19 protein-coding genes are annotated in these 26,258 nt (G+C 45.2%); 4 read left to right on the forward strand and 15 right to left on the reverse strand.

Going from position 1 to position 26,258, the window contains the following annotated elements:
- Window positions 1–39 precede the first annotated feature (39 nt).
- Entirely contained in the window at window positions 40–306 is a 267-nt protein-coding gene (locus RIB93_RS10350; RefSeq protein ID WP_446372700.1) for a hypothetical protein, read from the forward strand.
- 326 nt (window positions 307–632) lie between these two features.
- On the opposite strand, the gene RIB93_RS10355 is transcribed toward RIB93_RS10350, so the two are convergent.
- The 6 genes from RIB93_RS10355 to RIB93_RS10380 form a co-directional block, all read right to left on the reverse strand.
- On the reverse strand, window positions 633–1,301 hold the full coding sequence (locus tag RIB93_RS10355) for a HupE/UreJ family protein (RefSeq protein WP_446372701.1): 669 nt from the start codon (window positions 1,299–1,301) through the stop codon (window positions 633–635).
- 232 nt (window positions 1,302–1,533) lie between these two features.
- Window positions 1,534–2,643: a TRAP transporter substrate-binding protein gene (locus tag RIB93_RS10360; RefSeq protein ID WP_446372732.1), complete on the reverse strand. Its 1,110-nt coding sequence runs from the start codon at window positions 2,641–2,643 to the stop codon at window positions 1,534–1,536.
- A gap of 333 nt (window positions 2,644–2,976) precedes the next feature.
- Complete coding sequence (locus RIB93_RS10365; RefSeq protein ID WP_446372702.1) at window positions 2,977–3,726, reverse strand: phosphonate ABC transporter ATP-binding protein; 750 nt, start codon at window positions 3,724–3,726, stop codon at window positions 2,977–2,979.
- Window positions 3,723–4,640: a putative selenate ABC transporter substrate-binding protein gene (locus RIB93_RS10370; protein WP_446372703.1), complete on the reverse strand. Its 918-nt coding sequence runs from the start codon at window positions 4,638–4,640 to the stop codon at window positions 3,723–3,725. The genes RIB93_RS10365 and RIB93_RS10370 overlap by 4 nt, the downstream gene beginning before the upstream one ends.
- 670 nt (window positions 4,641–5,310) lie before the next feature.
- Window positions 5,311–6,288, reverse strand: a complete 978-nt coding sequence (locus tag RIB93_RS10375) for a hypothetical protein (RefSeq protein ID WP_446372704.1) — start codon at window positions 6,286–6,288, stop codon at window positions 5,311–5,313.
- Between the two features lie 2 nt (window positions 6,289–6,290).
- On the reverse strand, window positions 6,291–7,802 hold the full coding sequence (locus RIB93_RS10380; protein ID WP_446372705.1) for an AAA family ATPase: 1,512 nt from the start codon (window positions 7,800–7,802) through the stop codon (window positions 6,291–6,293).
- A gap of 510 nt (window positions 7,803–8,312) precedes the next feature.
- Between RIB93_RS10380 and RIB93_RS10385 the strand changes: the two genes are divergently transcribed.
- A complete protein-coding gene (locus tag RIB93_RS10385; protein WP_446372706.1) occupies window positions 8,313–10,427 on the forward strand; it encodes a protein kinase domain-containing protein in 2,115 nt (704 codons plus the stop codon).
- 475 nt (window positions 10,428–10,902) lie between these two features.
- On the forward strand, window positions 10,903–11,535 hold the full coding sequence (locus tag RIB93_RS10390) for a PEP-CTERM sorting domain-containing protein (protein WP_446372707.1): 633 nt from the start codon (window positions 10,903–10,905) through the stop codon (window positions 11,533–11,535).
- A gap of 282 nt (window positions 11,536–11,817) precedes the next feature.
- On the opposite strand, the gene RIB93_RS10395 is transcribed toward RIB93_RS10390, so the two are convergent.
- The 4 genes from RIB93_RS10395 to RIB93_RS10410 all read right to left on the reverse strand — a co-directional run bounded on the left by RIB93_RS10395 (window position 11,818) and on the right by RIB93_RS10410 (window position 15,851).
- The gene (locus RIB93_RS10395; protein ID WP_446372708.1) at window positions 11,818–13,053 is read right to left on the reverse strand and encodes an LL-diaminopimelate aminotransferase; all 1,236 of its coding nucleotides are present in this window, start codon (window positions 13,051–13,053) and stop codon (window positions 11,818–11,820) included.
- Window positions 13,054–13,602: 549 nt separating this feature from the next.
- Complete coding sequence (locus RIB93_RS10400) at window positions 13,603–14,445, reverse strand: sulfite exporter TauE/SafE family protein (RefSeq protein ID WP_446372709.1); 843 nt, start codon at window positions 14,443–14,445, stop codon at window positions 13,603–13,605.
- Window positions 14,446–14,533: 88 nt separating this feature from the next.
- On the reverse strand, window positions 14,534–15,073 hold the full coding sequence (locus tag RIB93_RS10405; protein WP_446372710.1) for a rhodanese-like domain-containing protein: 540 nt from the start codon (window positions 15,071–15,073) through the stop codon (window positions 14,534–14,536).
- A gap of 79 nt (window positions 15,074–15,152) precedes the next feature.
- A complete protein-coding gene (locus tag RIB93_RS10410; protein WP_446372711.1) occupies window positions 15,153–15,851 on the reverse strand; it encodes an MBL fold metallo-hydrolase in 699 nt (232 codons plus the stop codon).
- A gap of 124 nt (window positions 15,852–15,975) precedes the next feature.
- Between RIB93_RS10410 and RIB93_RS10415 the strand changes: the two genes are divergently transcribed.
- Entirely contained in the window at window positions 15,976–16,119 is a 144-nt protein-coding gene (locus RIB93_RS10415) for a hypothetical protein (RefSeq protein WP_446372712.1), read from the forward strand.
- A gap of 191 nt (window positions 16,120–16,310) precedes the next feature.
- On the opposite strand, the gene RIB93_RS10420 is transcribed toward RIB93_RS10415, so the two are convergent.
- The 5 genes from RIB93_RS10420 to RIB93_RS10440 all read right to left on the reverse strand — a co-directional run bounded on the left by RIB93_RS10420 (window position 16,311) and on the right by RIB93_RS10440 (window position 26,258).
- On the reverse strand, window positions 16,311–16,637 hold the full coding sequence (locus RIB93_RS10420) for an STAS domain-containing protein (RefSeq protein WP_446372733.1): 327 nt from the start codon (window positions 16,635–16,637) through the stop codon (window positions 16,311–16,313).
- A 191-nt stretch (window positions 16,638–16,828) separates the two neighbouring features.
- Window positions 16,829–19,231, reverse strand: a complete 2,403-nt coding sequence (locus tag RIB93_RS10425) for a glycosyltransferase family 2 protein (RefSeq protein WP_446372713.1) — start codon at window positions 19,229–19,231, stop codon at window positions 16,829–16,831.
- A gap of 80 nt (window positions 19,232–19,311) precedes the next feature.
- Window positions 19,312–23,229, reverse strand: coding sequence for a DUF3131 domain-containing protein (locus tag RIB93_RS10430; protein WP_446372714.1), 3,918 nt, complete (start codon window positions 23,227–23,229; stop codon window positions 19,312–19,314).
- 213 nt (window positions 23,230–23,442) lie between these two features.
- A complete protein-coding gene (locus tag RIB93_RS10435; RefSeq protein ID WP_446372715.1) occupies window positions 23,443–24,888 on the reverse strand; it encodes a DUF3131 domain-containing protein in 1,446 nt (481 codons plus the stop codon).
- Between the two features lie 140 nt (window positions 24,889–25,028).
- The gene (locus tag RIB93_RS10440) at window positions 25,029–26,258 is read right to left on the reverse strand and encodes a hypothetical protein (RefSeq protein ID WP_446372716.1); all 1,230 of its coding nucleotides are present in this window, start codon (window positions 26,256–26,258) and stop codon (window positions 25,029–25,031) included.

Here is a 26,258-nt window from a genome sequence, read left to right on the forward strand (position 1 = left end):
AAGAATCATGTTGGTGAATTAAACAGTAGGGTTAGGCGGGTGGTATATACATCACAACAATGGCAAGGAGAGTATCAAGAAACTCAGACGGGGCTACCGATGTTGTTAGACCCGGGTCTCCTTAGAGCCGCTCGGCAGATATACCATAATTATTATGAAGTCCATCCCCACCTAACCCAACGTCCCATGGGTGTGGCGATTGACCGATTTACTTATCGTGGCAAGTTGATTTTTCGGGCGAAACCGATTCTTTTACCTCAAGAGTCTTTTGTACCACTGAGTCAGCTTGAGGCGGAGATTTATTAGGGATTGGTCATTTGTCCTTTGAGCAGAAAAGACGTTTAGCAACTTTTGGAACTCAATACAGAACAGCAACCCTTAAGGTTAAAGTAAGTTGGAATATGGATCAATAGAAACGGTAATCAAGCCTGATGAGTTGGGAACAGGTAAAACGGGCGACAGTTGCGATCGCGGCGGCTGAGGATGGTATTAATGGTGCTTGACACTGCCGAAACGGTATGACCTGTTTTCCAACCTAAAACGATCATACCGTGAGAAATGTGAAGCCTCGCGTCTTAAGACCGAGGCGTAACATCAGCTCAGAATCCACTCTCTTTTAAGGAGTGGAGATGTCAACCGACAATGGCAGTTGCTAGGAACATGACTCCCACCGAGCAAATTGCCAAGCCGACAACCCGCAGGATAGCCAATGCATTCTCACTCCATCGCTTGAGGATAAGTTGACTTGCCATCATCGCGCCGAAAGCAATAATCCCCTGAATGAGCGTAAATCCGAGCAGATATGCCGCTATCGGATTCATCTCGGCACCAATAATGGCTTCTCCATAAGCATAACCATGAAACAATCCCGCGATCGCAGCCAGTCCAGTTAACACTTTATAATCTAGACGGTATTGCCCTATCAGCATTGCCCCAAACAGAACCACCGAAGCGGCAATTGCCAGTTCAGTCATCGGCAAGTTAATCGCTAACAGGTGAATCCCTGTACCTACCATTGCTGTTAACAAAAAGGCAACGGGAATAAAACCACCCCGAACAAGATTCGCGGCTAATAAACCCACAGCCACAACAAACGCCAAATGGTCAAATCCGATAACTGGGTGCGCGAATCCAGAGAGCAACCCTTCCCAGACATTGGCAGGGGTTCTACCCCCAACCGGGTGGTGAGCGGCGGCACGTTCAGCCGCCCCTAAGACACCAATCCAGACCAACAGAGCAATCTGAACCCAGTCAAATCCTGGTTTTTTTAGAGTAGAGCGTTTTAACGGATAGTGCCGCATAGTAGACTGTTTAAACTTCAATCGTTCACACCTCATCAATGACATATTTGGGAAAGGCGGATTTATTATAGCGGTTCTCAGTGTCGGGGCGGGTTTAGTTTCATCTGGGGTGTCGCAACACTCAACACTCAAAACTAAGTCAGGGCGGGTTTTGCACAAACGTTATAGCAATCGCCATAGCGGTTAGGACGCATCTTATGGTAGAGACGTTGCATGCAACGTCTCTACTTCCTCATTCCTGATTTGCCATCACAAAATTAGAAAAACTGAGTTGATTCACCTGATGCCATTGGTAAATCTGTTCGCGAAAGCCCTTCCACTGCTCATAAACCTCTTTAAACGTGCTATCTTGGGCAGCATTTTCTTCATATATTTCAAAGGATGCCTTCTGAGCGGCCTGCATAATCTCTTGAGAATAGGGCACCAGCTTCACCCCAGCCTCCAGCAGTTTTCCTAGGGCTTGTTGATTTAAGGCATCATACCGTGCCAGCATATTTAAGTTGGAGTCCATGGCTGCCGTTTTGAAGACTTCCTGATACTCTTTGGGCAATTTATCCCACTCTGTCTTATTCACTTGCACTTCTAAAGTTGCTCCTGGCTCCCACCAACCGGGATAGTAGTAGAGTTGAGCCGCTTGATGCAAGCCGAGTTTCTCGTCATCATAAGGACCCACCCATTCAGCCGCGTCAATTGCCCCCCGTTCTAGTGCTAGGTAAATCTCGCCACCGGGTAACACTTGGGCATTAACCCCTAACCGGGACATCACGTCACCCCCTAACCCAGGAATTCGCATGGTCAAACCCTGGAGTTCCGCCACCGAGTTAACTTCTCGCTTAAACCAGCCGCCCATCTGAGTCCCCGTATTCCCAGCCGGAAAGTTAATCACGCCGAAGTCACTATAAAGCTTGTGCATCGCCTCTAAACCACCGCCATGGTATAACCAGGCATTCTGTTGTTGGGCGTCTAAACCAAAGGGAACAGTTGTGCCAAATGCCAAGGCGGGATTTTTGCCGATGTAATAATAGCTAGCGGTGTGACCACATTGCACCGTGCCAGTTTGTACCGCATCTAGCACCTGCAATCCGGGTACAATTTCACCAGCAGCAAAGGGTTTAATCGTGAAACGTCCATTGGTCATTTCACTCACCCGCTGGCTCATGGTTTCTACGCCGCCAAAAATAGTATCCAACGATTGGGGCCAACTCGTTGCCATGCGCCATCGAATTCTGGGTTGGCTAACGCTTTGCGCCCCTGAATTAGTGGCGGTTGGGCGACACCCCACTAAGGCGGCGGTGCCTGTTGCACCAATGACAGCATTCCCGACAAATTTTCTACGTTTCATGAGTTTGCCCGTTGCACCAAATTGATTACGGATTCCCAAAGCCTCTGCCTGGGATTTTGGTAATCTGGAATACTTTCTCTCTGTAAGCCCTGATTCTATCAGAGTGAGTCTCGTTTGAATAAATAAAAAATAACCGGCACCATGTAGAGACAGACGCGCCACGGCACATCTCCAGTCAACTGTAGGAGTGAGTTTAGCTACTGTAGGGGCGGGTTTAGCCACTAAAGCTTGCTTATCACTGATAACTGAAAAACAAAACCCGCCCTGGCTTGTGACTTTAAGCCATACTCGACCCAGTTTCGTAACCCATACAAATTTCTATAATTTATGCTGTTATATTTTATACAACTGAGCAATCATTTCTTCCGAAACATTTGTAGCTGAACTATCAAATAAAATTTTTCCCATTTTTAATCCAATAATTCGCTGATAATACTTTAGGGCAAAATCAACCGAATGTAGGCTAGTAACCAAAGTCTTACCACCCTGTTCACTCATTTGACATAGCAACTCTATTACCTCTCGACTCAACTCCGGATCAAGACTAGAAATCGGTTCATCGGCTAAAATAACTAAGGGATTTTGCACCAGAACTCGCGCTAATGCCACTCGCTGCTGTTGTCCACCAGAGAGTTGATCAGTGCGGGTATAAAGTTTATCCGGAATTCCCACTTGAGTTAACGCCTGATGCGCTGTTTCTACCTCTAACGGAAATAGCAGTGATAAAGCGGCTTTAAACAATGACCACCGTCCTAAATGTCCAGCATTAACATTGTGAATCACTCGCAAATTATCCACTAAATGAAACTGTTGATAGATTGTACCAATTTGCCGTTGCACTTTGCGTAATCTCCGAGTTGAAATTTGGGAAAGATTGTACCCTAATGCCCAAATTTCTCCTTGGGTGGGTTGCAGTGTCCCATTCAACAAACGCAATAGGGTGCTTTTTCCCGCCCCACTTGACCCAACTAACGCCACCCGTTCGCCAGGGTAAAGCGTGAGATTAATCTCGGTTAGGGCGGTCAATCGACCAAATTGCTGAGTTACACCTTTTAGCTGAAAAATTGGCGACGAATCGCTCATTTTATTTTGCCAATTTGACGACCGACTTTTTCAATTTGAGCGTAATTGGAATTTTCTGTGGAAATAAATTTATCAGCACCAAATAAGTCTAAAATTTCTTGGTGTTCGGGATTATTCGGGTCAAGCTTGAGTAAAGCAGCTTGCACTTTCTGGGAAAAATCTTCACCATAGCGTAACTTGGCATCGGGATGAATCACCCAATGATAATCATAATAGGTTGGCGTTTCCCAAATCACATCCACTTTATTTAAATCTACGTCTCCGGCTTCCACGCGGCTTTTCCAAACTTGAGAATTTAATGCCCCCGCCTGATAACTCCCGGCTTCAACCAGTTGAATTGTGGTATCATGGGAACCTGAAAAACCGACCTCTCCCTGGAAATCCTCTGGTGTCACCCCGGCTTGTTCCAAAAAATACTGAGGCATTAACCGCCCTGAAGTGGAGGATTCACTGCCAAAGGTAAAGGTTGATCCTTTTAATTTGGATAATTCTTGGATATCCTGAATCGGTTGTAGTCCACTATTTTTATTAGCAATAAATACACTGGTAAATTCAGCATCAATATCCCGTTGGGCGATCGCCTCTGCACCTTCAACCTGCGATCGCGCCTGTACCCCGGTTAAGCCGCCAAACCAAACCAGATCCAGATCCCCCACTCGAAACGCTGTCACCGCCGCCGCATAGTCGGTTACAGGTTTATATTCGACGGGTACACCTAACTCCGTTTCCAGGTAATTCGCTAACTTGTCATACAGCCGTTGCAATTTTTCCGGATCTTGATCAGGAATCGCCCCAGCGATTAAGGGTTCAACCGTTGTCTCATTCCCCGTTTCAGAAGCTGGGGAACAAGCAACTAAGGGAGATAGCAGGAACAGCAGTATCCCCGATACTAAAACGTTTTTTAGCGATGCCATTTGCTGAATCTATAAAATTTTTACCCAAAAAAATTGTAACAGCAGGAGTGTCGGGGTAGGGTGTACGGTGTGCGATCGCGCTTTCAATGCTGGTAGATTGGGTTTGTAGTAAGGGAACCTTAGCCCTTAATTGTATGGGTTTCTTTTGCATAATGCTAATCCATCTTGCTTCGGTGGGGCGTAACCCAGCTAAAATGGTGGAATAGATTTTACCGTTAAATCGGGCGCACCCCCCTTTTAGATCCCCCTTCCGTCCCCCTTTTAGATCCCCCTTCCGTCCCCCTTTTAGATCCCCCTTCCGTCCCCCTTTTAGATCCCCCTTCCGTCCCCCTTTTGATCCCCCTTCCGTCCCCCTTTTAGATCCCCCTTCCGTCCCCCTTCAAAAGGGGGAGACCCAAGGATGCTTCGCTTTTTGTTCCATGGGGGAGACCCAAGGATGCTTCGCTTTTTGTTCCATGGGGGAGACCCAAGGATGCTTCGCTTTTTGTTCCATGGGGGGAACCATAAATTAATCAAAGTCCCCCTTTTGAAGGGGGATTTAGGGGGATCTAAACTTTGGGCGCTAGTCATACAAAGTCTTAAGTTGACACCAATGCACGTCAGTGCGCCCCTACCAACTTGACATGCACCCCCGCAATTAAATGATGCTTTCTTGTCATCAGATACCTGGTTAACTGCGCTGCTGACAATCCTTTTCATATAAGGTTTTCAAGAAAAACGGAATATGATATTGAACATCACTACTTTTTTCAGCATAAAATCGCCCTATTTCCAAAGAAAGTTGATCTCGATACATTTGACCTCGATTCTCTTCACTTGAGCGATTCCAATCATCAGGCGGATGGATTTGATTCCAGTATTCCTTTACTTGTTTAATCGTCAATAGGGCAAAAGTCAACTCCTGCTTCCGTTGCTCATCTGGGGCATTTTTCAATTCATTTATCCAGGAATCTCGCAACTCATTCACTCCCTGGTAATCTAATCCAGAACAGTAGCGAAGACGCTGCGATACTCGTTGTAAGTTATCTCGCAACCCAGCATCATTACTGATTCCATCTGCCATATCAATATAAATCGTTTTCAGCAAAGCCGGATTATCTTTATAAATTGGAGTAGCGGAAAAGTTATCAAATACAGGTTGGAGTTCCGGGAACAGAAAGTAGGACTCTTTATAGATAAACCCTGTCACCCAGATCCGATGATTGATTGCATTTTTAGGATTAACCTTGGCTTGTTCATACAAGTCCTGAAAAATCGCCTCTGTATCTGAAAAGGGATAATTATCAATGGTTTTAAGTTGCAAATCTAAATCAACAATCGCAAACAGCTTTTCTGGACTTAAATAGGAGTTAGCGCTATCTTTAGCGTGTAACTTTAATAACGTGAAGTAAGTATTAAGTACATCTGTGCGATCGCCACAATTAAAAAATTCAGGTCGATAGTTCCGCCACCACTTAGGAACACAGGCATTATAAAAGTTAGCGTCTGGCATTTGTGCCATTCTTCGATAAGATTGAGGTGATGGTCTACCCTTCAGATCCCAGACACCCCCTTTACCTTCACAGAGAACAACTATTTTATTCTTAATTCTGCGAGAACTAAGAATTATTTCACAGTGGCGTTGTAACTGTTCTGGACTAAAACTCATGTCTAGTTTTCAGGGTCTTGCTTGATAAGTTTAGGTTCTAATTCTTTCACATGGGCAGGAGTTAAGGCTTGGCAGAGTTCGTAGGAGTGGGTTGCCAGAATATATTGATTGTTCGGTGCCCATTCTTGTAAGTCTCGAATGATTTGATATTGCCAATCGGGATGGAAAGCGATTTCTATTTCATCCATCAATACAATGGCATCTTCTATCTTATGATGTTTGAGCCACATATAAATGCTTAACCGTTTCAACTCTCCATGGCTAAGGTCTTCGGGGGAGAGTTCGATAGTCTCCCCATTCCTATCTAGTGTGAAGTTCACTCCATTAAGGTCTTTATCTATGTTTATTTTTTTATTGAACAACATCTGATTTAACTTATTTTTTAGGTTATGATAATGATTGCCATAATCCCCCGTTTCTATAGCTTCTGTGATATCTCGCTCAAAAGCATTTTTAAAAGCTTGTATCAGAATGTCTACAGCTAGAAAATCATAAGTAAATAAATTCATGAGTTGAGATTTAGCAGCTTGAATTTGCAAATAATAATTCTTAGATTCAATCGCTTTGCTTTTAAATAATAAACTTCGCTTTTCTTGTTCCATAAAAAGAAACACTTGAGTTGAAGGGGCGGCAAGAAATATTTTCTGTGACAAATGGCGTAAAATTGATTCAATCTCATTAATTTTATCGTCCATATCATCAACATTTAATCCCTTATAATTCATATTGCAAAGCAAAACATTTTCATGGACTATATCGTTTTTATTAGATTTATAGTTAACTATAAGTAGCAACCGCTCCTTCTTTATGTATTCTTGTATTTGTGATGAAGCAGACTCAAGCTTTTGAATCAAACCACCATATTGGTTTAGTTTTATTCTACATGCATTTATGATGTAGGTTATTGGTATTCTTGGAATCTTTTCAATGCTGCTTACCATTTTTTGAGGGAAAACTTTACTGTTTTTTAAACTATTTAATATTACTTGAATCTCTCTAGGTAATTTAACTTCTTGATTGTCCAGAACATCGTTATCGTCGTTTGGATAAATTGTCATTTTAATATTTTCAAGTTTTGCAATTTCTGTTTCAACAACGGAAATTTTAGAATTTAAATCTTCTAAATCTTCTGGAACAGAAAAACTTAACCATGAATTGTAAATAGATTCTGGCTTATCATTTAATGACAAGCAACTTTTAATGTCAGAGTCTTGGCACACAAAAAACTCGATGGTTACAACTTTGTCCTTATCCCAAATATCAATGATAGCCAAAGTCCTCTTAGGAGAACCTTCACGAATATTGAATCCATCTAGCAAATTTTGCAAAAAAGGTTTCTTTTCTGGATCAGTCGAACAGTGAAGGAGAGTAAAAATTAATTGCAGTAGTGTACTCTTGCCGCCACCATTTAGACTGCCTAATGGAAAAATTCGGGGTACAAAATCATTTTCAAAGGTAATGTCAACATCCTTTAAAACCCGAAAATCAGGAACTCGAATTCGTTGCAGGTGCATAAAACACTCCTAATATTGACTTGATATCCCCGTTGGCTTCACAAGTGTTATTTTACTTTACCTACGCAAGATGAATGGAAACCGTAGGGGCGCACCGACGTGCGCCCGATTCAACCGATTTCAGTAGTGGCGTGGCACATCTTAGCAAGATGGATTAGCCTGATGCCCATGAAAGAAATTAGGGGCTGAAGCCCCTACTACGAACCCAACTAATCCTAAATTTTAGCTGGTGGGCAATGCCCACCCTACGGTGTATCACGGGTTTTAGAATAATGTGTTGGATTTCGCGATCGCTCCTGACCTACTTGAGCGTTTTGGGCTATCCTAGACTGGCTCCCCAGTAGTCTGCCGCGAGTTCAGGAGACGGCGCTAGTCCGCAGGTTGACGCGGACATGATAGAAGTCCAGAAAAATCCAGAGGCTACAATGACTACCATGTAATGATCTTAGTGGTCATTCCTCTATTGCCCACCGTCCGCCTTCTTCACTCACGTCGCCCACTTCTGGATTCATGAAGCCCTTAAATTGCTCTCACGGTCACGAAAATCCCCCGAATAGTCGCTTTTGTCTCCACTGTGGTGAGAAACTGGAGCAAGCAGAAAATGGCAACAGGGAGTCAGGAGTAGCTTTGGCGGGACGCTATCGGATTGTGCGGGAATTGGGACATGGGGGATTTGGACGCACCTATTTATCCCAAGACTTGAATCGCTTTGGTGAAGCTTGTGTATTAAAGGAATTCGCCCCGCAAGTGCAAGGGACGTTTGCCCTCCAGAAAGCCTCAGAACTGTTTGAACGGGAAGCTGGGGTTCTCTATAAGCTGAAACATCCCCAAATCCCTGAATTTAGAGAACTGCTGCGGGTGAAGAAGCAGGGAGAAGGACGCCTATTTTTAATTCAGGACTATATTGCTGGACAAACCTGTCGGGCTATCTTGGAGGCACGCCGGAATCAGGGATTAGGGTTTAACGAAACCGAAATTCTCAAATTATTACGCCAAATCTTACCAGTTTTGGACTATATCCACTCCCTCGGCGTAATTCATCGAGATATTTCTCCGGAGAATATGATCATTCGTCAACAGGATGGATTGCCTGTACTGATTGACTTTGGTGGAGTTAAGCAAATCGCGGCTACGGTAGCCTCTCAGGTGATGGCATCATCCCCCGCTACAGCCACGCGCTTGGGTAAAGTGGGTTATGCCCCCCACGAACAAATGCAAGGGGGGATTGTTTCTGCCAGTAGCGATTTGTACGCTTTAGGGGCAACTGTCTTAGTGTTACTCACCGGGAAAGAACCCTCTGAATTCATCGATCCCCACACCTTAACCTGGGATCGTAGTCGGCACTTTAGTGCCACTCCCCTTAGCCCCACCCTTAGCCATGTCCTCGAACAACTACTGCAACCCCACCCCCGTAATCGCCCCCAAAGCGCGAACCAAGTCTTACAGATGCTGAATTCTCAGTCCCCCCCAAAGGCATACTCTCCACCGCCGCCACCATCACCGCAGACTCAAGCAACTGTAGCGGTTGCACCAGCTCAGGTTGCACCGCCGCCACCCTCCCCCCCTACCCCTGTGGCTCCCAGGTCTGCGCCCAGTGGCAATAATAACGCCGCTTTAGGCTGGTTGGGGAAATTGCTCCTAGTATTAGGGTTAATTCTGGCAGCCGGTGGCTTTGGCTGGTGGGCGGGTAATCTCTGGATTGACAGCCAACTGCAATCTAATCAACCCGATGCTACGCCGACAGTAGAGGACTTTGAGAACCCAGTGATTTCACCAGAGGATGATGACGAACCTGAACCCTCCTCCGACTTTTCGCTAGAAGAACGACAACGCAAGCAAGCCTTGCGACAGCGACGGATGAATCTGGGTATCGATTATGACTTTTATGTCGGTTTAGTCGATGAAGCATTTTGGAATGAGTATCCCAGACAACGGGGAATTCCATTAAGTACCGATCCAGAAGATGCTAGGCTCCGAGAAGCCTGGGATAGAATCGCAGCAAATGTACTTACCCAGATTGAACAGCTTGATCTGAGTCGTCAAGCCAAGCGAGACTTAGGCAGTTATGATGAGAGCGATCGCGATCGCTGGAAAAGTCAAGTCAATCGTCTACGTGTGAGTAGTCGGGCGTTATATGACATCGCCGATGCCAAATTTTTCCGCGTCTTCCCCAAACAAGAAGGCGAAACGGGATCGGAATTTCTGGATCAACCTATAGGTCAAATCTGGCAAGCCACGGTTGCGGATAGCGTCAAAGTGTTGCAATCCAGAGAGGCGTTAGAACGGATTGTGTTTAAACGGGGTGATACTGGCACACAAATGAGTGGAACCCTGCAACCTGGAGAAGGCAAAGCCTTTACCGCAGAGTTAGCAGCCGATCAGTTTATGGATGTGGATCTCTCCAGTGACGCCGACGCCTTATTATCAATCTATAGTCCTACAGGCAATACAATCTTCCTGGAAGATTCACGCCAGCACAGCTTTTCTGGGGAATTACCAGAATCGGGGTTCTATGAGTTTGTTGTGGTATCTGATGCGGATGAACCGATTGATTATCAGCTTTATCTCACGGTAGAAAATCCCCCCGAATCGGACATCTCAGTTGATAAAGGTATAGCGGAATAAAAGGATTGACTTAAACTGGGCGGGTAGCGTTACCCTACCCGATTAACAGGAGAAAGAGCCAGCGAGAGAACCATTCTCTTGCTCCCCCTGCTTCAAGCGCTTTTGGCACTTAATACTGGAGTTTAGACTACGACCAATTAACCCAGCCTTCACCTGAAGCTGAGAAAGAAGAAAAAGCACTGAAAAATAACCAATAGTTATTTGTGGGTAAGTTCTGCCCTCTTAGCTTGCGCCTCTCTGAGGTAACACAAGTGTGGCAAGTCAAGCGACCACTCTACTACTATCGCAACCACCCTAACAGCCTCTCTCACGACAAACAAATTGAACAAATGCTTCTGTCACACAAGGCAATTTCTCAGGCACTAGAACGCCGTGGATTATCTGATCGTTTTCAAGTTAATCTACAAATCGTTGGCAAGTTTTCTTTGCAAGAGAAGATGTAAAATTTTTATACACTCTAAAATTGTCAATAGCCATGAATATGAAACATTACCACCACTTTCAGACCACAATTGCAGCCAGCACTAGCTTAGCTTTAGGCTTCTTATTAACTGAAGCTAATCCAGTTCAGGCTAGCATAATTACTTATGAATTTACCGTTGATATTACATCGGGAGATCTAATTAGGCAGAGTTTTACTGGCTCTTTTAGTTATGACAATGAATCGACACCAGTCGGTTTTGGTTATGGTTCTGAGGAATTCTTTCTAACAGAATTTGAGTTTTATTTTGATGGATTGGAATATACTTTAGACGATGTAGCCTGTCAGTATACTGATTTATGTATTCAAGGAACAACACCTCCTTTTTGGGTGGGTGGTATTTTTCCTCAATGGGGAAAAGACAGTTTGGCATTGAGAACAAAAGATGCATTTGGTTTTGAATTTGGACCATCAATTTTCTTAGCAAGTCAATCCGAATTTGAATATCGAAACATTGGTAGTGGTGTAGGGGTTTTTGAAGGCGATGTAACCTACAGTTTAGTTTCTGAGTCTACTTCGGTTCCCGATCCTACTTCCACTCTCGGACTCTTAGCTCTAGGTACTCTAGGCACTGGTTCATCTCTCCTTCGCAGGAGAAAGCAGAAGACTTTCCACGAGGGAAAGTGAGCAACAGTGGGTGTGCCAATCATCTGAATCAAATAGCACAATCCAACCTGTACGGATTTGGCAAACTATAATTGCAAAATCATTGTAGTGCGAGCATCTTGCTCGCTACTAATACCCAATTTATAGCGCTACGCTAGGCGTGTATTTACACATTAGACATGGAGGCTTTATCAGGAGTGCCTTGGAACATTTGTACTGTAACTACGCGAGAGCGTACTGCTATAAATGCATGACAGCTTATAGAACCCCGACTTCTTGAAGAAGTCGGGGTTCTGCTAGAGTCTACACCTTAAACTTCTGGGTAATCCGCTTCATCGCCTCTTCCACATTCACCCGACTATTAAACGCCGAAATTCGGAAATAGCCTTCACCCGCAGCGCCAAATCCAGAACCTGGTGTTCCGACAACATAACAGGTTTGCAGTAACTTATCGAAGAAATCCCAACTGGATAAACCATTGGGTGTCTTCACCCAAATATAAGGTGCATGAACTCCGCCATACACACTTAATCCCGCTTCCGTTAACTTCTGACGAATGATTTTTGCGTTTTCCAAATAAAAGCTAACTAACGCCTTCACCTGGGCTTTTCCTGCTTCTGAGTAAACCGCTTCCGCCCCCCGTTGGACAACATAGGAGACACCATTAAACTTGGTAGACTGGCGGCGGTTCCACAGCTTCCAAAGTTCCACATCTGAACCATCCGATGCTTTTGCGGTTAAGGTTTTGGGAACCACCGTCAACGCACAACGAGTTCCGGTAAATCCCGCATTCTTAGAAAAGGAACGAAACTCGATCGCACAATCTCGCGCTCCCTCAATTTCATAGATAGAATGGGGTAAACTCTCGTCGGTGATAAACGCTTCGTAAGCCGCATCAAAGAAAATAATTGACCCATTCGCTTTGGCATAATCTACCCACGCTTTCAAGTTTTCCTTAGTCGTGGTAGCGCCTGTGGGATTATTCGGGAAACACAGATAAATCAAATCCAGCTTCTGAGAGGGAATCTCTGCGGTAAAATTATTCTCGGCGCTAATCGGCAAATAGACTAATCCCTCAAATTCACCCTTCTCATTCACCTCTCCAGTATGTCCCGCCATCACATTCGTGTCCACGTAGACGGGATAAACGGGGTCAGTTACAGCAATTTTGTTATTTTTGCCAAAAATATCCAGAATATTGCCCGTATCGCACTTAGAACCGTCGGAGATAAAGATTTCCGATGCATCCACCTGACATCCCCGCGCCTGGAAATCCTGGGCGGCTATTTTCTCCCGCAGCCAGGGATACCCCTGTTCGGGTCCATAGCCTCGGAAAGACTCCCGATTCCCCATATCCTCTACCGCCTGAATCATCGCTGTGCGACAGGCTTCGGGTAAGGGTTCGGTAACATCGCCAATTCCCAGTTTAATGATATCGGCATCCGGGTTCGCTTCAGCAAAGGTATTCACCCGGCGGGCAATTTCGGGAAACAGGTAGCCTGCTTTGAGTTTCAGGTAGTTATCGTTGATGGTTGCCATAATCAATTGTGACGAACGCCGTAAACCAGCTTACTGCTAACTGTAGCGGAAAAGGCAACAGGCAACAGGCAACGGGGAATACAGAGTTAACAACGATAACTTGGTGGGTGACGGCGGATATCTAATTTAAGGATTTGTTTTCTCTATTAAGTACCGCCTAACCCACCCTACAGGTTTGGGATTATTAGGGTCTATAGGACGGCACATTTTCCCATGATGAAATAATACCTAAAACGACAGGAAAAGTCAAGCCTAAATGGACACCTATAAAATCTCAAATCTATCGATAAGCTATCTGAGCCCCTGGCTTCCTTCCCGGCTTGATTCCGTCTTTGAATTATCGTTAGTTCATCTGTTAACAACGATAACTTGGTGGGTGACGGCGGATATCTAATTTAAGGATTTGTTTTCTCTATTAAGTACCGCCTAACCCACCCGACAGGTTTGGGATTATTAGGGTCTATAGGACGGCACATTTTCCCATGATGAAATAATACCTGAAACGACAGGAAAAGTCAAGTGCTAACGAACATCTATAACATCTAAAATTTATCGATAAGCTATCTGAATATTTGGCTGCCTGCTTGATTCCGTCTGATTCTGTCCAGATGTGAAAACCTGACGATTTTGAACTAAAATAAACGCGGCTACGGCAATTAAAAAATAACCAAAGGCTTTCTGTAATTGTTGAGCTTTGACATACTGTGCCAAATATGACCCAACTATAATTCCCACACTCGCCGCCACAATAAATGAACCCATTAACCCCCAATCTAGGGGAACCTGTCCAAAATATCCCAGAAATCCAGCCACCGAGTTACAGGCAATAATTAATAATGACGTTCCCACCGCTTCCTTCATCGGCGTATTTCCTAATAATACCAACGCTGGAACGATCGCGAATCCACCGCCAACCCCGACTAAACCCGTCAATACGCCCACACCTAACCCTTCCGTTAGCATCCATACCCAACAATATTTACACAGGGGTTGAGGATAATACTGCAAGTTGTTATCGGGTTTCGTCGGTTTACTACTTTTGCGGATCATAAATCCCGCCGCAATGATCATCATTACCGCAAAGAGAAGAATCTGGAATGTTCCGCTGACAAAAAAAGCTAACTTTGCCCCCAAAAACGCGCCTACCATCGTCGCCGCGCCGAACATAAACGCCTTTTTGAAATTCAGATTCCCTCGTCGCCAGTGAGGAATAACTCCAATCAAGCTAACGGTTCCCACGATAACCAATGTCATCGCGATCGCGCTTTTCGCTTCCACCCCCATCACATACACTAAAATGGGCAAAGCTAGCACCGAACCGCCACCCCCCATTAACCCTAAACTAATACCAATTCCGGCGGCAAGAATTAGCCCAATTATCCAAGTAGTCATTTGTCTTATGTCCTTGGTCATTTTTAATTATTCAACACCCTGTAGGGTGGGCATTGCCCACCCACCTTAAATCAGTGACCTATCATATTTAAACCCGTTGGTTGTAAGGAAGTTTTGCCAATAACATACCCATGGCACAGGTTCCACTCACCCCTGCAAAGACTAATCCTGCACCAACAAAACCACTTAAAATCAAAAACCAAGGCGAGACAAACGCACCTAATACGGTTCCCGTAAACACTAATGTACCTGCTACAATTTGCACTTGTCGGAATAAACTAATTGGCGCATTTTTATTGACTTGAGTCTGATATCCGGCGGATGTCCAGGTTGGTAATCCGCCTTGAAGATGATTCACCGATTCAAATCCAGAGTCAAAGAGTTTTTGGGCGGCTTGTTTCGAGCGATTCCCGCTTTGGCAGTACAATACAACCTGTTGATTGGTTTCTGGTTTAACATCGGCGGGATTCAGGTTAGACAGTGGCATTAATTTTGCCCCAGGAATATGTTCACTGGCATATTCGCCCGGTTCCCGCACGTCAATCAACATTACTTGTTGACGATCCAGCCATTGTTTTAAGGTTTGGGCGTCTATTTCTTGGAGGTTATTGGCATTAGCTAAAACCATGAGTTTTTCTCCTTATCTATGTGCAGAACTTGTCTAACTGAATGTATTGGTGTAGATGGTTACAGGAATCCCTGTTCCTTTATGATTTAACCGCTACTTTGCCACAGCGTTCATTCGCGGGAACCGCTTCCATAATCTTCTTCGGATCAGGAAGGTTTAAGTTATTCATCAATTCAATAAAGCTGGCGCGATCGCGATTCGCTAATCGGGGATTCCATTGCTGTTCTTCGCCAATGGTGGATACGGTATGTCCGTGATAATCATGTCCGGGATACACCCGCGTCTCATCGGGCAGGTTAAATAACTTTTGAGTTATGGAATGAAATAGTGTGCTGGCATCACCGCCTTGGAAATCAGTTCTACCGCATCCCCGAATTAACAGTGAATCCCCGGTGAGGACGCGATCGCGATTCACTAAATAGGCGTTATGGCTATCGGTATGACCCGGTGTGGCGATCGCCTGAATCTCAACTGACCCCACCATTAACACCTCACCATCCGCCAGAAAGCGGTCAGCACAAGTCGCCGAGGCATTTTCAGGAACCACACCCTGACAGTGCGTCAATTCCCGCAATCGCGCTGTTCCGGTAACGTGATCGGCGTGAATATGCGTTTCTAGACAATACTGCAAGGTTAATCCCAACTCATCGAGGAGTTTGCGATCGCGATCCACCTGTTCTTTGACCGGATCGACCAAAATGGCTGCTTTTGCGGTTAAATCAGCGATGAGATAGGTATAGGTGCTGGTTTCACTGTCAAATAGTTGACGAAATAACATCAGCTCATCTCCCTTGGGCTGTTTTGCATTGTTTATTCACTAAATTACTATTTAGTTATATTTAAGCTATCTCACACTAGACACACCTGTCAAGAGGGGAGATGGGGGTAGTAGAGACGTTCCGGTGGAACGTCTGGGAGATGGGGGACAATTTGTAGGGGCGGGTTTAGGGACTAAAATCGGCTACTCAGAACTAACTGAAAAACAAAACCCGCCCTCTTCTTGTGCAAGAATGCCACCAGCCTACTACAAAAAAATGGGTTCGTAGTAGGCACGAAGTTATCGGTTAGGTTCAAAATTTTGGCAGGGCGGGTTTTGTATTCAATGTAGTGATTTTCCCGTTACTTGAGTTCCTAAACCCGCCCCTACATTTGGATTGGCTGCTAGGTAATACTAACCTATTGCACCTAATGAATAACGAAACCCGCCCCTACATTTAGATTTGCCTGTCAATTGTGATTAACTGACAGGAGCAATCTGACGCTCAAACTCCTCTCGATTGGCAAAACTTTTAAACACGCGATTCATTTTTGTTAGTTCAAAAATCATCTTAACTTGGTCACAAAGCGAGCAGATAAACAGTTGACCGCCAGCCGCCTGAACTGTTTTTAGCGTGGCAACTAAAGCCCCTAACCCTGTACTGTTCATAAATGTAACATCCTGAAAGTCAACTAAGACAATATCTGCTCCACTTTCGACAACATCATTGACTTCACGTCGGAGTTGATTGACGCTTACGCCATCTAAGATACCAGCAGGTTGAACAATTTTAATGGTTGTACTCATTTGCATGACTCCTTGGTTGTGAATAAATTTACTTTGACCTTTGTCATTTGTCATTTAGACAGGGCGGGTTTAGTGACATTAGGGTGCGTAAAAAACGATAGTAGTGAAACCCGCCCCTACAATTCGCCCATCTGCCAATAACTGATCACTGATAACTGATCACTGATAACTGATCACTGATAACTGATAACCTAGTTACGGCTAGCTTTGGGTTGCCAGACAGCGGCTCGAATAATTACCCATAACAGGGACAAACTGTAAACTGCCCAAAGCCCGTTAATTAGATAAAGTCCAGGATTCTCTAATTCTCCAATGGCTAATCGATACAGACACCATAGTATTCCCATAATTGTGAGTATAACTATCGTTAACTGTGGCAAAACTAACCGAAGATACATTCCAGATTGACGCTGCTTAGGCGTGACTTGGAATTTAATCGGGCGTCCCGTGAAGACACTCCAAACCGCTTGGATAAACAGAGGAAATAACGCGATCGCGTATTGCTCAGAACGCCACAGTTCCCGGGCGGGAATCCCCCAGCTTGCGGCGATAAAGGTTAAACGGTTGAGAATAAAGGCGGGAATAAAGTGGATGGCAAACTCATCTCCATAAGCTTGCACAGGAATAATTCCGGTGAAGAAATAAATAATGGGACAGATGAGAAAGACAACCGTAGCAAAGCCAGAAAAATAGCTGTACATGGTTTGAAAATAGTGTAACTGTTGCCAAAAGGTTAACCCCGGTTTACTGAAGGGATTTTCTCGCACCAGAACCTGTAGAGTTCCCTGCGCCCAACGTAGCTTTTGTTTGAGGGTAGAACTTAAGTCATCGGGGGCTAATCCTGTCGCTAATTCTTCATGGTGATAGGCAGATTTCCACCCTGCTGCATGGAGGCGCATGGCGGTATTCATGTCTTCGGTAATGCTGTTACTGGAAACACCACCCACTAAGTCAAATTCGGCTAACCGTTTTTGATCCACGGCGAATTCATCGGCAAAGTTTTGCAAGCCGACACTAATTAATGCCTCGCGCCTTAATACGGCATTGGTTCCAGTATAAAACGCCGAATTCATGCCATCTTTCGCCTGTTGAATTAGTCCGTAGAATAAGTGGGCTTGATGTCCAAAGGGATCACCGGGAGGGATATTATAGAAGGCTTGGGGGGTTTGGACAAAGGCGATTTGATTGCTTTCGTATTTTCCGGTATTGAAATTGTAGGTGTAAAAGTAGGGCAGAACTCGTTGTAATAATTGCGGTTTGGGAATGTGATCCGCATCGAGGGTAAGAATAAAGTCGCCTGAGGTTTCGCCGGAAAAAATCGCGTAGTTGATATTACCCGCTTTGGCATGGTGAGGTTTGCCTTTGGGTTTGGGACGCGCGATGTAGCGACAGCGAACTAAGTTGCTGAGTTCTAATTCTTTGTGGTAAATCGCTTTTTCTACGGTTCTAATTTCAGCAGCTAAATTACTGCTCAAGTTGTGGGATGTGGGATGTAAGACGCGCAGCCAATTCCGCAGGCTTTTGAGATGACTGGTGACGGGATAGGAAGGACAATCATTTTCAACCTCGGACAGGGGAGAATAGGATTTAATCATGAGCAAGCAGTTGCGATTATCTAAGGTGCGCGTATAACTCAAATAATCGGCAACTTGATGCATAATGTTGACGCCACGCCCCCGTTCTGCGGTTTCATCGACTGGATTAGAATTATTGAGTACATGTCCCTCTAAATCAAAGGCGGTTCCCTGATCCCAAATCCGTATTTCTATCGATTGTGTGAAAATAGATAGTTCCAGTTTAATTGGCGTTTCTGGCGGCAGATTTTTATGGGCATGGGAAATGGCGTTATCAAATCCTTCAGCGAGTACGGTTTGACATTCTAACCAGACGGAGTTAGGAATTCTGGGTTGGCGTAATTGCTCGAACCAGGATAAAACTTGAGATAACGCATTAAAGTCGGTATTGACGGTAAGTTGGAAGGAGTCTAAAAATTGCTCGGTATTAGAAATTTCTCGGGCTAAATTTTTCAGTTGCTGGCGGCGATTGTCTAACTGCGATCGCTCGCCATTAATCCGCTCGGCTTCTTGTTGCAACATTGGCGATTGTAAGTCCTCTAACCCGAGTTTTTCGGTCATGGTTCGCAAGTCTGGGGAATTGCCATCATCGAGAACGTAAACCGATAGTTTGGTCAGGGGATAATTGAGGGCTAAAGCAGCGCGTGTCGTGTTTTCGACTAATTCCGGGGGTTCATTATAGCAGGTAATAAATATATCCACGGTGGGAAATTCAGCCGGGGGTAAGGGTGGGCTGAGTTGCCACAATGAGCGGACGTTGTGAACGATGGGTCGCCATAATCCTAGCAGAAACATGACACCGCCCACGTAACAGTAAATTTCGGCGAGAAGTAGGGGAATGGATAGCCACAGCGCATTGTAATTAATCGAATGAGTAATTCGCCAGTGGAGATACCAAGCACCAAAAATTAAGTTGATTTCGGCTAAATAGCGAAATAGTAATGTTCGTTCTTTGAGGCGGGAGCGAATGTTGCCAAAAAAAACAGAGGAGTTTTCTAGAAGTGAAATAGAGGTGGTCATTGTGAGTAGAATTTAAACAGGGCTGGGACAGCTTGTCGAGACGTAGCATGGCACGTCTGGGGAGAGTGAAGATTAGGTATTTAAAACGCTAATGGGCGTTCTCCCCGTGCTTTGTAAAGCAAACTTTCTAGAATAATGGCATTGGTATTAACATTAAAGACAGCATTGTCTCCAAGCTGAGAATTTTCATAACGCCCAGCCAGGAAACCGCGATCGCGATCCGCTAAATTCTCAACGGTTGCTCTTAATGTCTGGGTATAGGGGTGATTCGGCAGTAAAGCATTCCAAGCGAAGGCGGCTTTGGTACTCAAAAATCGTAAGTGAGGATAGGGCTTTTCCTGACTATCGACGATGTTCCAGGGTTCACCATTGGCGTAAACACTGTAGTATAAAAAGTGGGGTTTGCGGTCGAGGGAATCTTCATTCACCGCCGTTAAAATGCCTGTGCGTGCAAACCGTTGTGCCTGAACGTGGAGTAAATTTTGGACTTGCTGTTTGGCGGAGTCGGGTAATCCTAATTCTAGTCCCCAGAGAAGATAGGGATCACTGGTAAGATAGTTACTGGCGTTGGAATTGGCGAAATTGCGCTGGTCAATCTCTAGGGAAATCCCATCGATTTCAAGGGTTTGAATGGGGGGATGTTGCAGGGCATTTTTAGCTTCAATTCCCCATAATTGTAAGCTGTGGGCAGCATATTGCTCATACCCCAATCGTCCTTCTTGGAACAAACGGATCGGTTGATTGGCTGTGGGACTATTGCCGTAAAGCCACCCCTCTTTTTCTAATTGGGAAATCTGCCACGGTTCAATTATTTGGTTGATGCGATCGCGGTATTCTGGGTAGTGCGATCGCCAGATATGTAATGAGAGTAAAAATCGGCAAATATCTAAGGCTGACCAACCATTTTTCCCTTGCATTTGGGCAGTCTGGGTGTTATAAATTTTATCCGGTAATCCGGTGGTGGGCATGGGCAGGGTTTCTAGGGTTTGCAACATCCGATCAATCATGGTATTAAATCGGTGTTGAGGAATTAGTCCTAATTGATAAGCAGCATGGATACCCAGGATTGAACTCCCCATATCCCAAAACGTTGCCCAGGGATAGTTCTCTACCGGATTAATGAAACCCGTTTGCGGATTCCAGTTTTGCTCAAAATACTGCCACGCTTGCTGGGCGGCGATTTGATCGGCTGGAGTTAAACGGGGTGCAGCCAGGTTAGCCAAGATGTCAGTCGCGGCTTGTGGGGGTATGGGTTTTACGGGAGTGGAACGCCAGTAGGTTCCCACCGTTCCCTTGATGAATTGGGCGGTTTGCTGGACAGTCGTCGGCAATCCTTGACCGGAATCCCCCGCTTCTATGGCTTGCCACCAGGGAGAATTCAGGGCGGTTTCGGGGCGAATCAGGGGTTGCTGATCGGTGGCGGTGTAGAGTAGGGATTGCAGGATCAGACTGTTGGTACTGCCACTCAATCCCTTGGCAGTTTCCCCAGTTTTTTCATAAAATCCCTCATAATAGCCAGATTGGGAATTATAGCGATCGCGGATTGCTTCCCATAGCTGATGAGTATAGTCATTGTCCGGGAATAGGGCATGAAAGCCAAAGCCAACGGCTGTACTCACGGTGCGATTGTCGGGAACCGAGTTTCCCTGATCATCCAGAGTTGCCCAGGGTTTGCCCTTGCCAATAATCGTGCTATTGACAATATAGGGTGGTTGATCCAGTAGGGTAGTCGCCGCCCCTGTGACTGTACCGGTGCGACGATAGCGTTGGGCTTGGGCTTGCAGGAGGGGTTGTACTAACGCCCGCATGGAGGGATCAAAGCCAAATTCTAAGCCGTAGAGGAGGAAAGGATTGCTAACAGTGGAGGATTCTGGGCTGGCTAAGGGTACGGGAACACCCTCAACCCGGGTTGTGGGATAGTTCTTGCGACTCTGAGACGGGGTAACGTTGAACCCCCAGAGTTGAAATGCCCGCGTAGCATAGTCTACATAACCGAGGCGGGTTTCGGGCGTGACATGGGTTCGCAGTCGTCCATTGTTGTCCTGTGTCACCCTGGCACTATAGAGTATCCCATCCCGGATGACTGGAGAATAAGACCAATCTAAGACCAGATGATCCACAACATCAGTGTATTCTGGATGACAGGTTTTCAATGTATACAACGCCGCCAATAGTCGCCCCAAATCCAGCGCCGACCAACCCGTACCTTCAGCCGTGGGATTGCTGCTACCCTTGACACTGGGGTTACCGCCGTAGTCGATGGGTTGTAACGACTGAGTATCATAGCCTCGATGGGGTAATTGTCCGGCAAATAGGGGTAACTGCTGCAATGCGGCTAACAGATGACGAGTGCGATCGCTAAATTCTTCCGGTGAGATAATATCTAGGGTACGGGCGGCGTGGAGGGCTGCCAGATAATCCCCTAATCCCCATACCGTAGCCCCATTGAGATCCCCGCGATCGTTCACCAAGCCTGTATTCTGTTGATAGGTTGCCTGGAAATACTGCCACGCCTTCTCCCCGTAACCTCGTTGGGCATCGGTTAGGGGAATTGCCAGGGGGGGACAAGTTGAGGACTGCGGTTTTCCGACTGGGGGGAGGGGTTGAATCGCCACCGTAGGCGGGGTGGAGGTGGAATTAGTTCTAGGGGAAACAACGGCTTCCCTTCCCGGTTGTCCGGTGGAAACGCTGACACCATTGCTGCCAATTAAGGGTTGATTACCCCTGGCTTTATAGTAGAGAATCTCTAAAATTAAGCCGTTAGTATTCCCGGTTAAGGCGGTATTCGGTGCTTGAGTTTCCTCATACAATCCCGCATAAAACCCGCCACCATCGGGACTGCGTAAGTCTTTCACCGCCTCAAACAGCGTTTTGGCGTAATCATTATCGGGATAGAGATAGTGCCAACCGAAGGCGGCTTTAGTGCTGATGCTGCGTAACGCTGAGTGAGACTCGTTGCGATCGGTAATTGTTGCCCAGGGAACGCCATTGGCATAAACGGTATTGTAGAGAAAATAGGGCGCTTGATCAATATTATCCTCTGTCACCGCCGTGAGTTGTCCGGTTTGTTCATAGCGACGTTTCTGAACCTCTAACACCCTAGCCGCATAATCGGCAATATCTCCCTGGAAGCCAAATTCAATCCCATCTAAAATATAGGACTCACTCACCACATAGTTATTGGCATTGGTGGTTTGGTAATCGCGAGTATCCACAGGAATTTGCACCCCATTAATCTCGACCAACTTAAACGGTTCAAAGGAGACAGCCTTCGCCACGTTAAAGCCCCAAAGTTCATACCCTCTCGCCGCATATTCTTCATAACCCAGACGCCCTTCTTGCACCAATAGAGTTTGATTATCCGGTAAAACGGTAGCCCCATAAAGCTGTCCATCTTTGAGCGATCGCTTAATATCCCATGTCTGAAGAATTTTAGACAACCAATCTTCATACTGAGGATGACAGGTGCGAATTACATCAAATGCGGCTAATACGCGACCAATATCCAACGCCGACCACCCAATTCCTCGTTCGATGGGAGTATTGGCATAATCAACAAGTTCTCCGGTTGCGGTGTTATAAACCTTGTTGGGTAAGCTATCTTCAAATAACCTTAACGTTTCCAAACCCGTTAAAAACTGATTCAGGCGATAGTCAAACTCTTCCTGGTCAATTAAATTTAACCAGCGGGCTGAATTCAGTGCCATTAAATAATTTCCCATATCCCAGAGTGTTCCGGAGGGATAATCATTGCTAGAGTTGGTGAATCCTGTTTTGGGCTGATAATTGTTGAGAAAATACTGCCAAGCTGTCTGGGCATAGAGTTGTTCTTCTGCTGTTAGCGGGACGGTAATTTCCGCACAGGTAGTAGGTGCGGGGGTTGGCATTTGAGCGAATGCTGTTTGGGGAAATTGAATAAACAGTGAGGGAGAAATTACTCCGATGAGAAATAAAGCAATTAGTTTTAAGGCAATTGGGCGAGAAAGTTTTGGCAGCATAAGGATCAATGTTTACGCTAGAACACGTTCAAGTAACGTCATTCGTTATTTGTCATTTGTCATTGGTCAAGTCGGGGCGGGTGTAGGGTGCGTTAGCGTAGCGTAACGCACCATTGCCGCTAGTTCCTTCACATTCAAAACTCGGTCAGGGCGGGTTTGGTTACATTAATAGTTTGAACCGTCACGTTATCGGTAAAACCCGCCCCTACAAACCTATTCTTTCACCCCTGCCCATTGGATGAGTGGTTCGCCAACTTTTTTGTAGAGAAACAGTTCCAGAATCACACCATTATTATTTGCCGTCAGGGATTTATTCGGTTCATCTAACGACTCATAAAACCCGTTGTACCATCCCTTATCCGCCTTGAGATTATATTGGACAAACTCAAACAACTTATTGGTGTAATCCGTATTATAAAGAACGTGCCAACCCAGCGCCGCTTTCGTGCTGATAAAGCGCAAATTATCATGATTCTCGCGAGTATCAGTAATCGTTGCCCAGGCTTCCCCATTCGCAAACAAAGTGCCATAGACAAAATAAGGCGGACGATCCAAATTATCTTCAGTTATCGCTGTTAATTGATTCGTGGCGTTGTACCGGGCTGCTTGTGCCGCGAGAAGTCGATCCGCGTAAGCTTTCGGCAGCGCTTTAAACCCGGTTTCAATTCCATCTAAAATATAGGGTTCGCTGAGGACATAGTTATTCGCTTCCGAGGTTTCATAATCCCGTTTGTCATAAGGAACCCCTTGACCATAAAGATCGACAAATGCCACATTTTCAGTAAAATATAATGCCTTTTTAACATTCAACTCCCACAACTTTAAACCGTAAGCTGCATAATTTTCATAGCCCAAGCGCCCTTCCTGATTATATTGCTCTTTACCCTTAACAACGCTAGTGCCATACATCTGATTATTGTCCGTCAACCGCTCAACCTGCCAATGATCCCAAACCGCTTCCGTTTCTGATTTAAACTCTGGATATTTCGCGCCGACAATCTTTAGCCATAACGCCAATCGTCCCAAATCAATGGCTGACCAACCGATTTCCTCTTTCTTATCCAGTTGACCATAGTCAACAGGCATTAATGTCTTAGCATTATAAACTTTATTCGGCAATTCATCCTTATAAAGCGGCATCGTTGCCAGTGTTTTCAACAGACGACTCATCTTAGTTTTAAATTCAGACTCTGGGATAATCTCCAGTTCATTAGCACTGACTAATGCGGCAATTGCTGCCCCTTGATCCCACATCGTTACTGAGGCAAATCCATCAACAGAATTGACTAATCCGGTTTGATCATTCCAGTTGTATTCAAAATACTCCCAGGCTTGTTCAGCCATTGCCATTTCTTCTGGGGTCAATGTACCTGCACCAGGGGGAATAATTGAACGTTCTGCCGCTTTGAGTTCGGCAGATGTAACAGGAGTACCGGGCAATTTTACCGATTCAGCATCAAGTTTCGCCAACTTAGGATTTTCCTTCGTCTTAGGGGTAATGACTTGAGAAATCGAGACTTCTGGTGATGGAATAGACGCCATATCCGGCTGATTCGACAGGGTTTCCAAACTCGCGATCGCGGCGATGGCTGTAGCAATTCCTCCAGCACAAACCAAAAGCGATAATTTTTTGGGCGGTGGTTCAAAATTAATACTCATAATGCTCCTTGATAACCCGTTTTTATTTATTGATAGAAAATTCAGCAATAACTAGGTCGGCAAAAATACACAAAACCAAATCAAATCTTGTCAATACTCCTTAAGCTTTTACAAATGACCAATGACAAATGACCAATGACTTAAAAAGAAATCCGCACCTGTCCGCTAAAGGCATCATTGTTATAGTCACTATCCCCAGTCGCTCGATTCTGAACATTGGTATAGCGATAACCGAAATCTGCCTCTACATTGGGCGAAATCTTAGCTGTACAACGGGCTTCATACCCATTAGCATTATCAAATTCTCCATCTAATCGCTGGCGTCCTAATGTTGCCGCTAACCGACAACTCAGAAAATCAAAAACATCCCCTTCCCAACCAATCTCGGCATTATAAACTAAGAAATCAGGCGGCGAAAAATAGCCACTTTGCCTCTCTAAATCCTCTTGATAACTCCAGGTAAACAGATTAGCCGCCAGATAAAACTGACCCATTTTCTGCTCTAGCCGACTAAAGGATTGCCACTCTTGATTCCCATCGTTATAAAGCCCCAATCGTAGAAAGGTAAAAAAGCTCGTATCTGGGGCAATCTGCCAGTATACATTGGGACCAAATCGCCAAGCCGTGATTTGATTATCCAGAGTTTCAGCATTAAACTTATAGGGCGCTTGTTCGACAATAAAGGCAGGAAAAATTCCCGATTCTAACTCTCCCGTCGGACTCACCTTAACCGCAATAGGCGCTTCCACCCTAGCGCTCAAATTCAGCGCCGTTGGCAAACGGTCAAACAGATCAACTCCTCCAGCCACCTCCACTGTAACTTGATCTATTTTCCCCTCCCAACCCACTTGAATGGGGATATTGGTCACAGAATCAACATCAGGATGCTCAAAGGAATTAAATCCTGTTTTTAATCGGATAATATTGCCATTGCGTAAACGGAATTGAGCCGTTTCTTCAATAAATAAATTACGTTGATCAAAGTTATCTTGATCATAGCGAAAATCAGTCGTTAAACCTTCTAAAATAATCGACTCACTAGAAGATGAAGCTGAACTCGGTTGGGGTGGCAACTCTGGAGATTCAGGCGGCAATCTTAACCCCGGATTAAAGTTTTCTGGTGCAGCTATCAACAGAGGGAATTGATCAGAATAATCATCTAGTTCAGCCCAAGACGCTTCAGTCAAAGGACGATCTGTTTGAGCGGATGTTACTGTCGATGACGCTACAGAACTATTCAAAGTTCTCCCTGGCAAAGACGGCGACAGGGTTGGTTGTAACGGCACGTTCTCTTTTTTCCCCGACTTAGACATAACCGACGTTTCCGTTATCGTCTTATCCAATTCAGCCAAATTATCCGAAAATGGCAT

Source organism: Coleofasciculus sp. D1-CHI-01, assembly GCF_040218875.1.
In the GTDB taxonomy this organism is placed as follows: domain Bacteria; phylum Cyanobacteriota; class Cyanobacteriia; order Cyanobacteriales; family Coleofasciculaceae; genus Coleofasciculus.

Bases quoted from the DNA above. Each gene is read 5' to 3' on its own strand.
- RIB93_RS10355 (WP_446372701.1), bottom strand. From the start codon at position 1,301: ATGCGGCACTATCCGTTAAAACGCTCTACTCTAAAAAAACCAGGATTT.
- RIB93_RS10360 (WP_446372732.1), bottom strand. From the start codon at position 2,643: ATGAAACGTAGAAAATTTGTCGGGAATGCTGTCATTGGTGCAACAGGC.
- RIB93_RS10365 (WP_446372702.1), bottom strand. From the start codon at position 3,726: ATGAGCGATTCGTCGCCAATTTTTCAGCTAAAAGGTGTAACTCAGCAA.
- RIB93_RS10370 (WP_446372703.1), bottom strand. From the start codon at position 4,640: ATGGCATCGCTAAAAAACGTTTTAGTATCGGGGATACTGCTGTTCCTG.
- RIB93_RS10375 (WP_446372704.1), bottom strand. From the start codon at position 6,288: ATGAGTTTTAGTCCAGAACAGTTACAACGCCACTGTGAAATAATTCTT.
- RIB93_RS10380 (WP_446372705.1), bottom strand. From the start codon at position 7,802: ATGCACCTGCAACGAATTCGAGTTCCTGATTTTCGGGTTTTAAAGGAT.
- RIB93_RS10385 (WP_446372706.1), top strand. From the start codon at position 8,313: ATGAAGCCCTTAAATTGCTCTCACGGTCACGAAAATCCCCCGAATAGT.
- RIB93_RS10390 (WP_446372707.1), top strand. From the start codon at position 10,903: ATGAATATGAAACATTACCACCACTTTCAGACCACAATTGCAGCCAGC.
- RIB93_RS10395 (WP_446372708.1), bottom strand. From the start codon at position 13,053: ATGGCAACCATCAACGATAACTACCTGAAACTCAAAGCAGGCTACCTG.
- RIB93_RS10400 (WP_446372709.1), bottom strand. From the start codon at position 14,445: ATGACTACTTGGATAATTGGGCTAATTCTTGCCGCCGGAATTGGTATT.
- RIB93_RS10405 (WP_446372710.1), bottom strand. From the start codon at position 15,073: ATGGTTTTAGCTAATGCCAATAACCTCCAAGAAATAGACGCCCAAACC.
- RIB93_RS10410 (WP_446372711.1), bottom strand. From the start codon at position 15,851: ATGTTATTTCGTCAACTATTTGACAGTGAAACCAGCACCTATACCTAT.
- RIB93_RS10420 (WP_446372733.1), bottom strand. From the start codon at position 16,637: ATGAGTACAACCATTAAAATTGTTCAACCTGCTGGTATCTTAGATGGC.
- RIB93_RS10425 (WP_446372713.1), bottom strand. From the start codon at position 19,231: ATGACCACCTCTATTTCACTTCTAGAAAACTCCTCTGTTTTTTTTGGC.
- RIB93_RS10430 (WP_446372714.1), bottom strand. From the start codon at position 23,229: ATGCTGCCAAAACTTTCTCGCCCAATTGCCTTAAAACTAATTGCTTTA.
- RIB93_RS10435 (WP_446372715.1), bottom strand. From the start codon at position 24,888: ATGAGTATTAATTTTGAACCACCGCCCAAAAAATTATCGCTTTTGGTT.
- RIB93_RS10440 (WP_446372716.1), bottom strand. From the start codon at position 26,258: ATGCCATTTTCGGATAATTTGGCTGAATTGGATAAGACGATAACGGAA.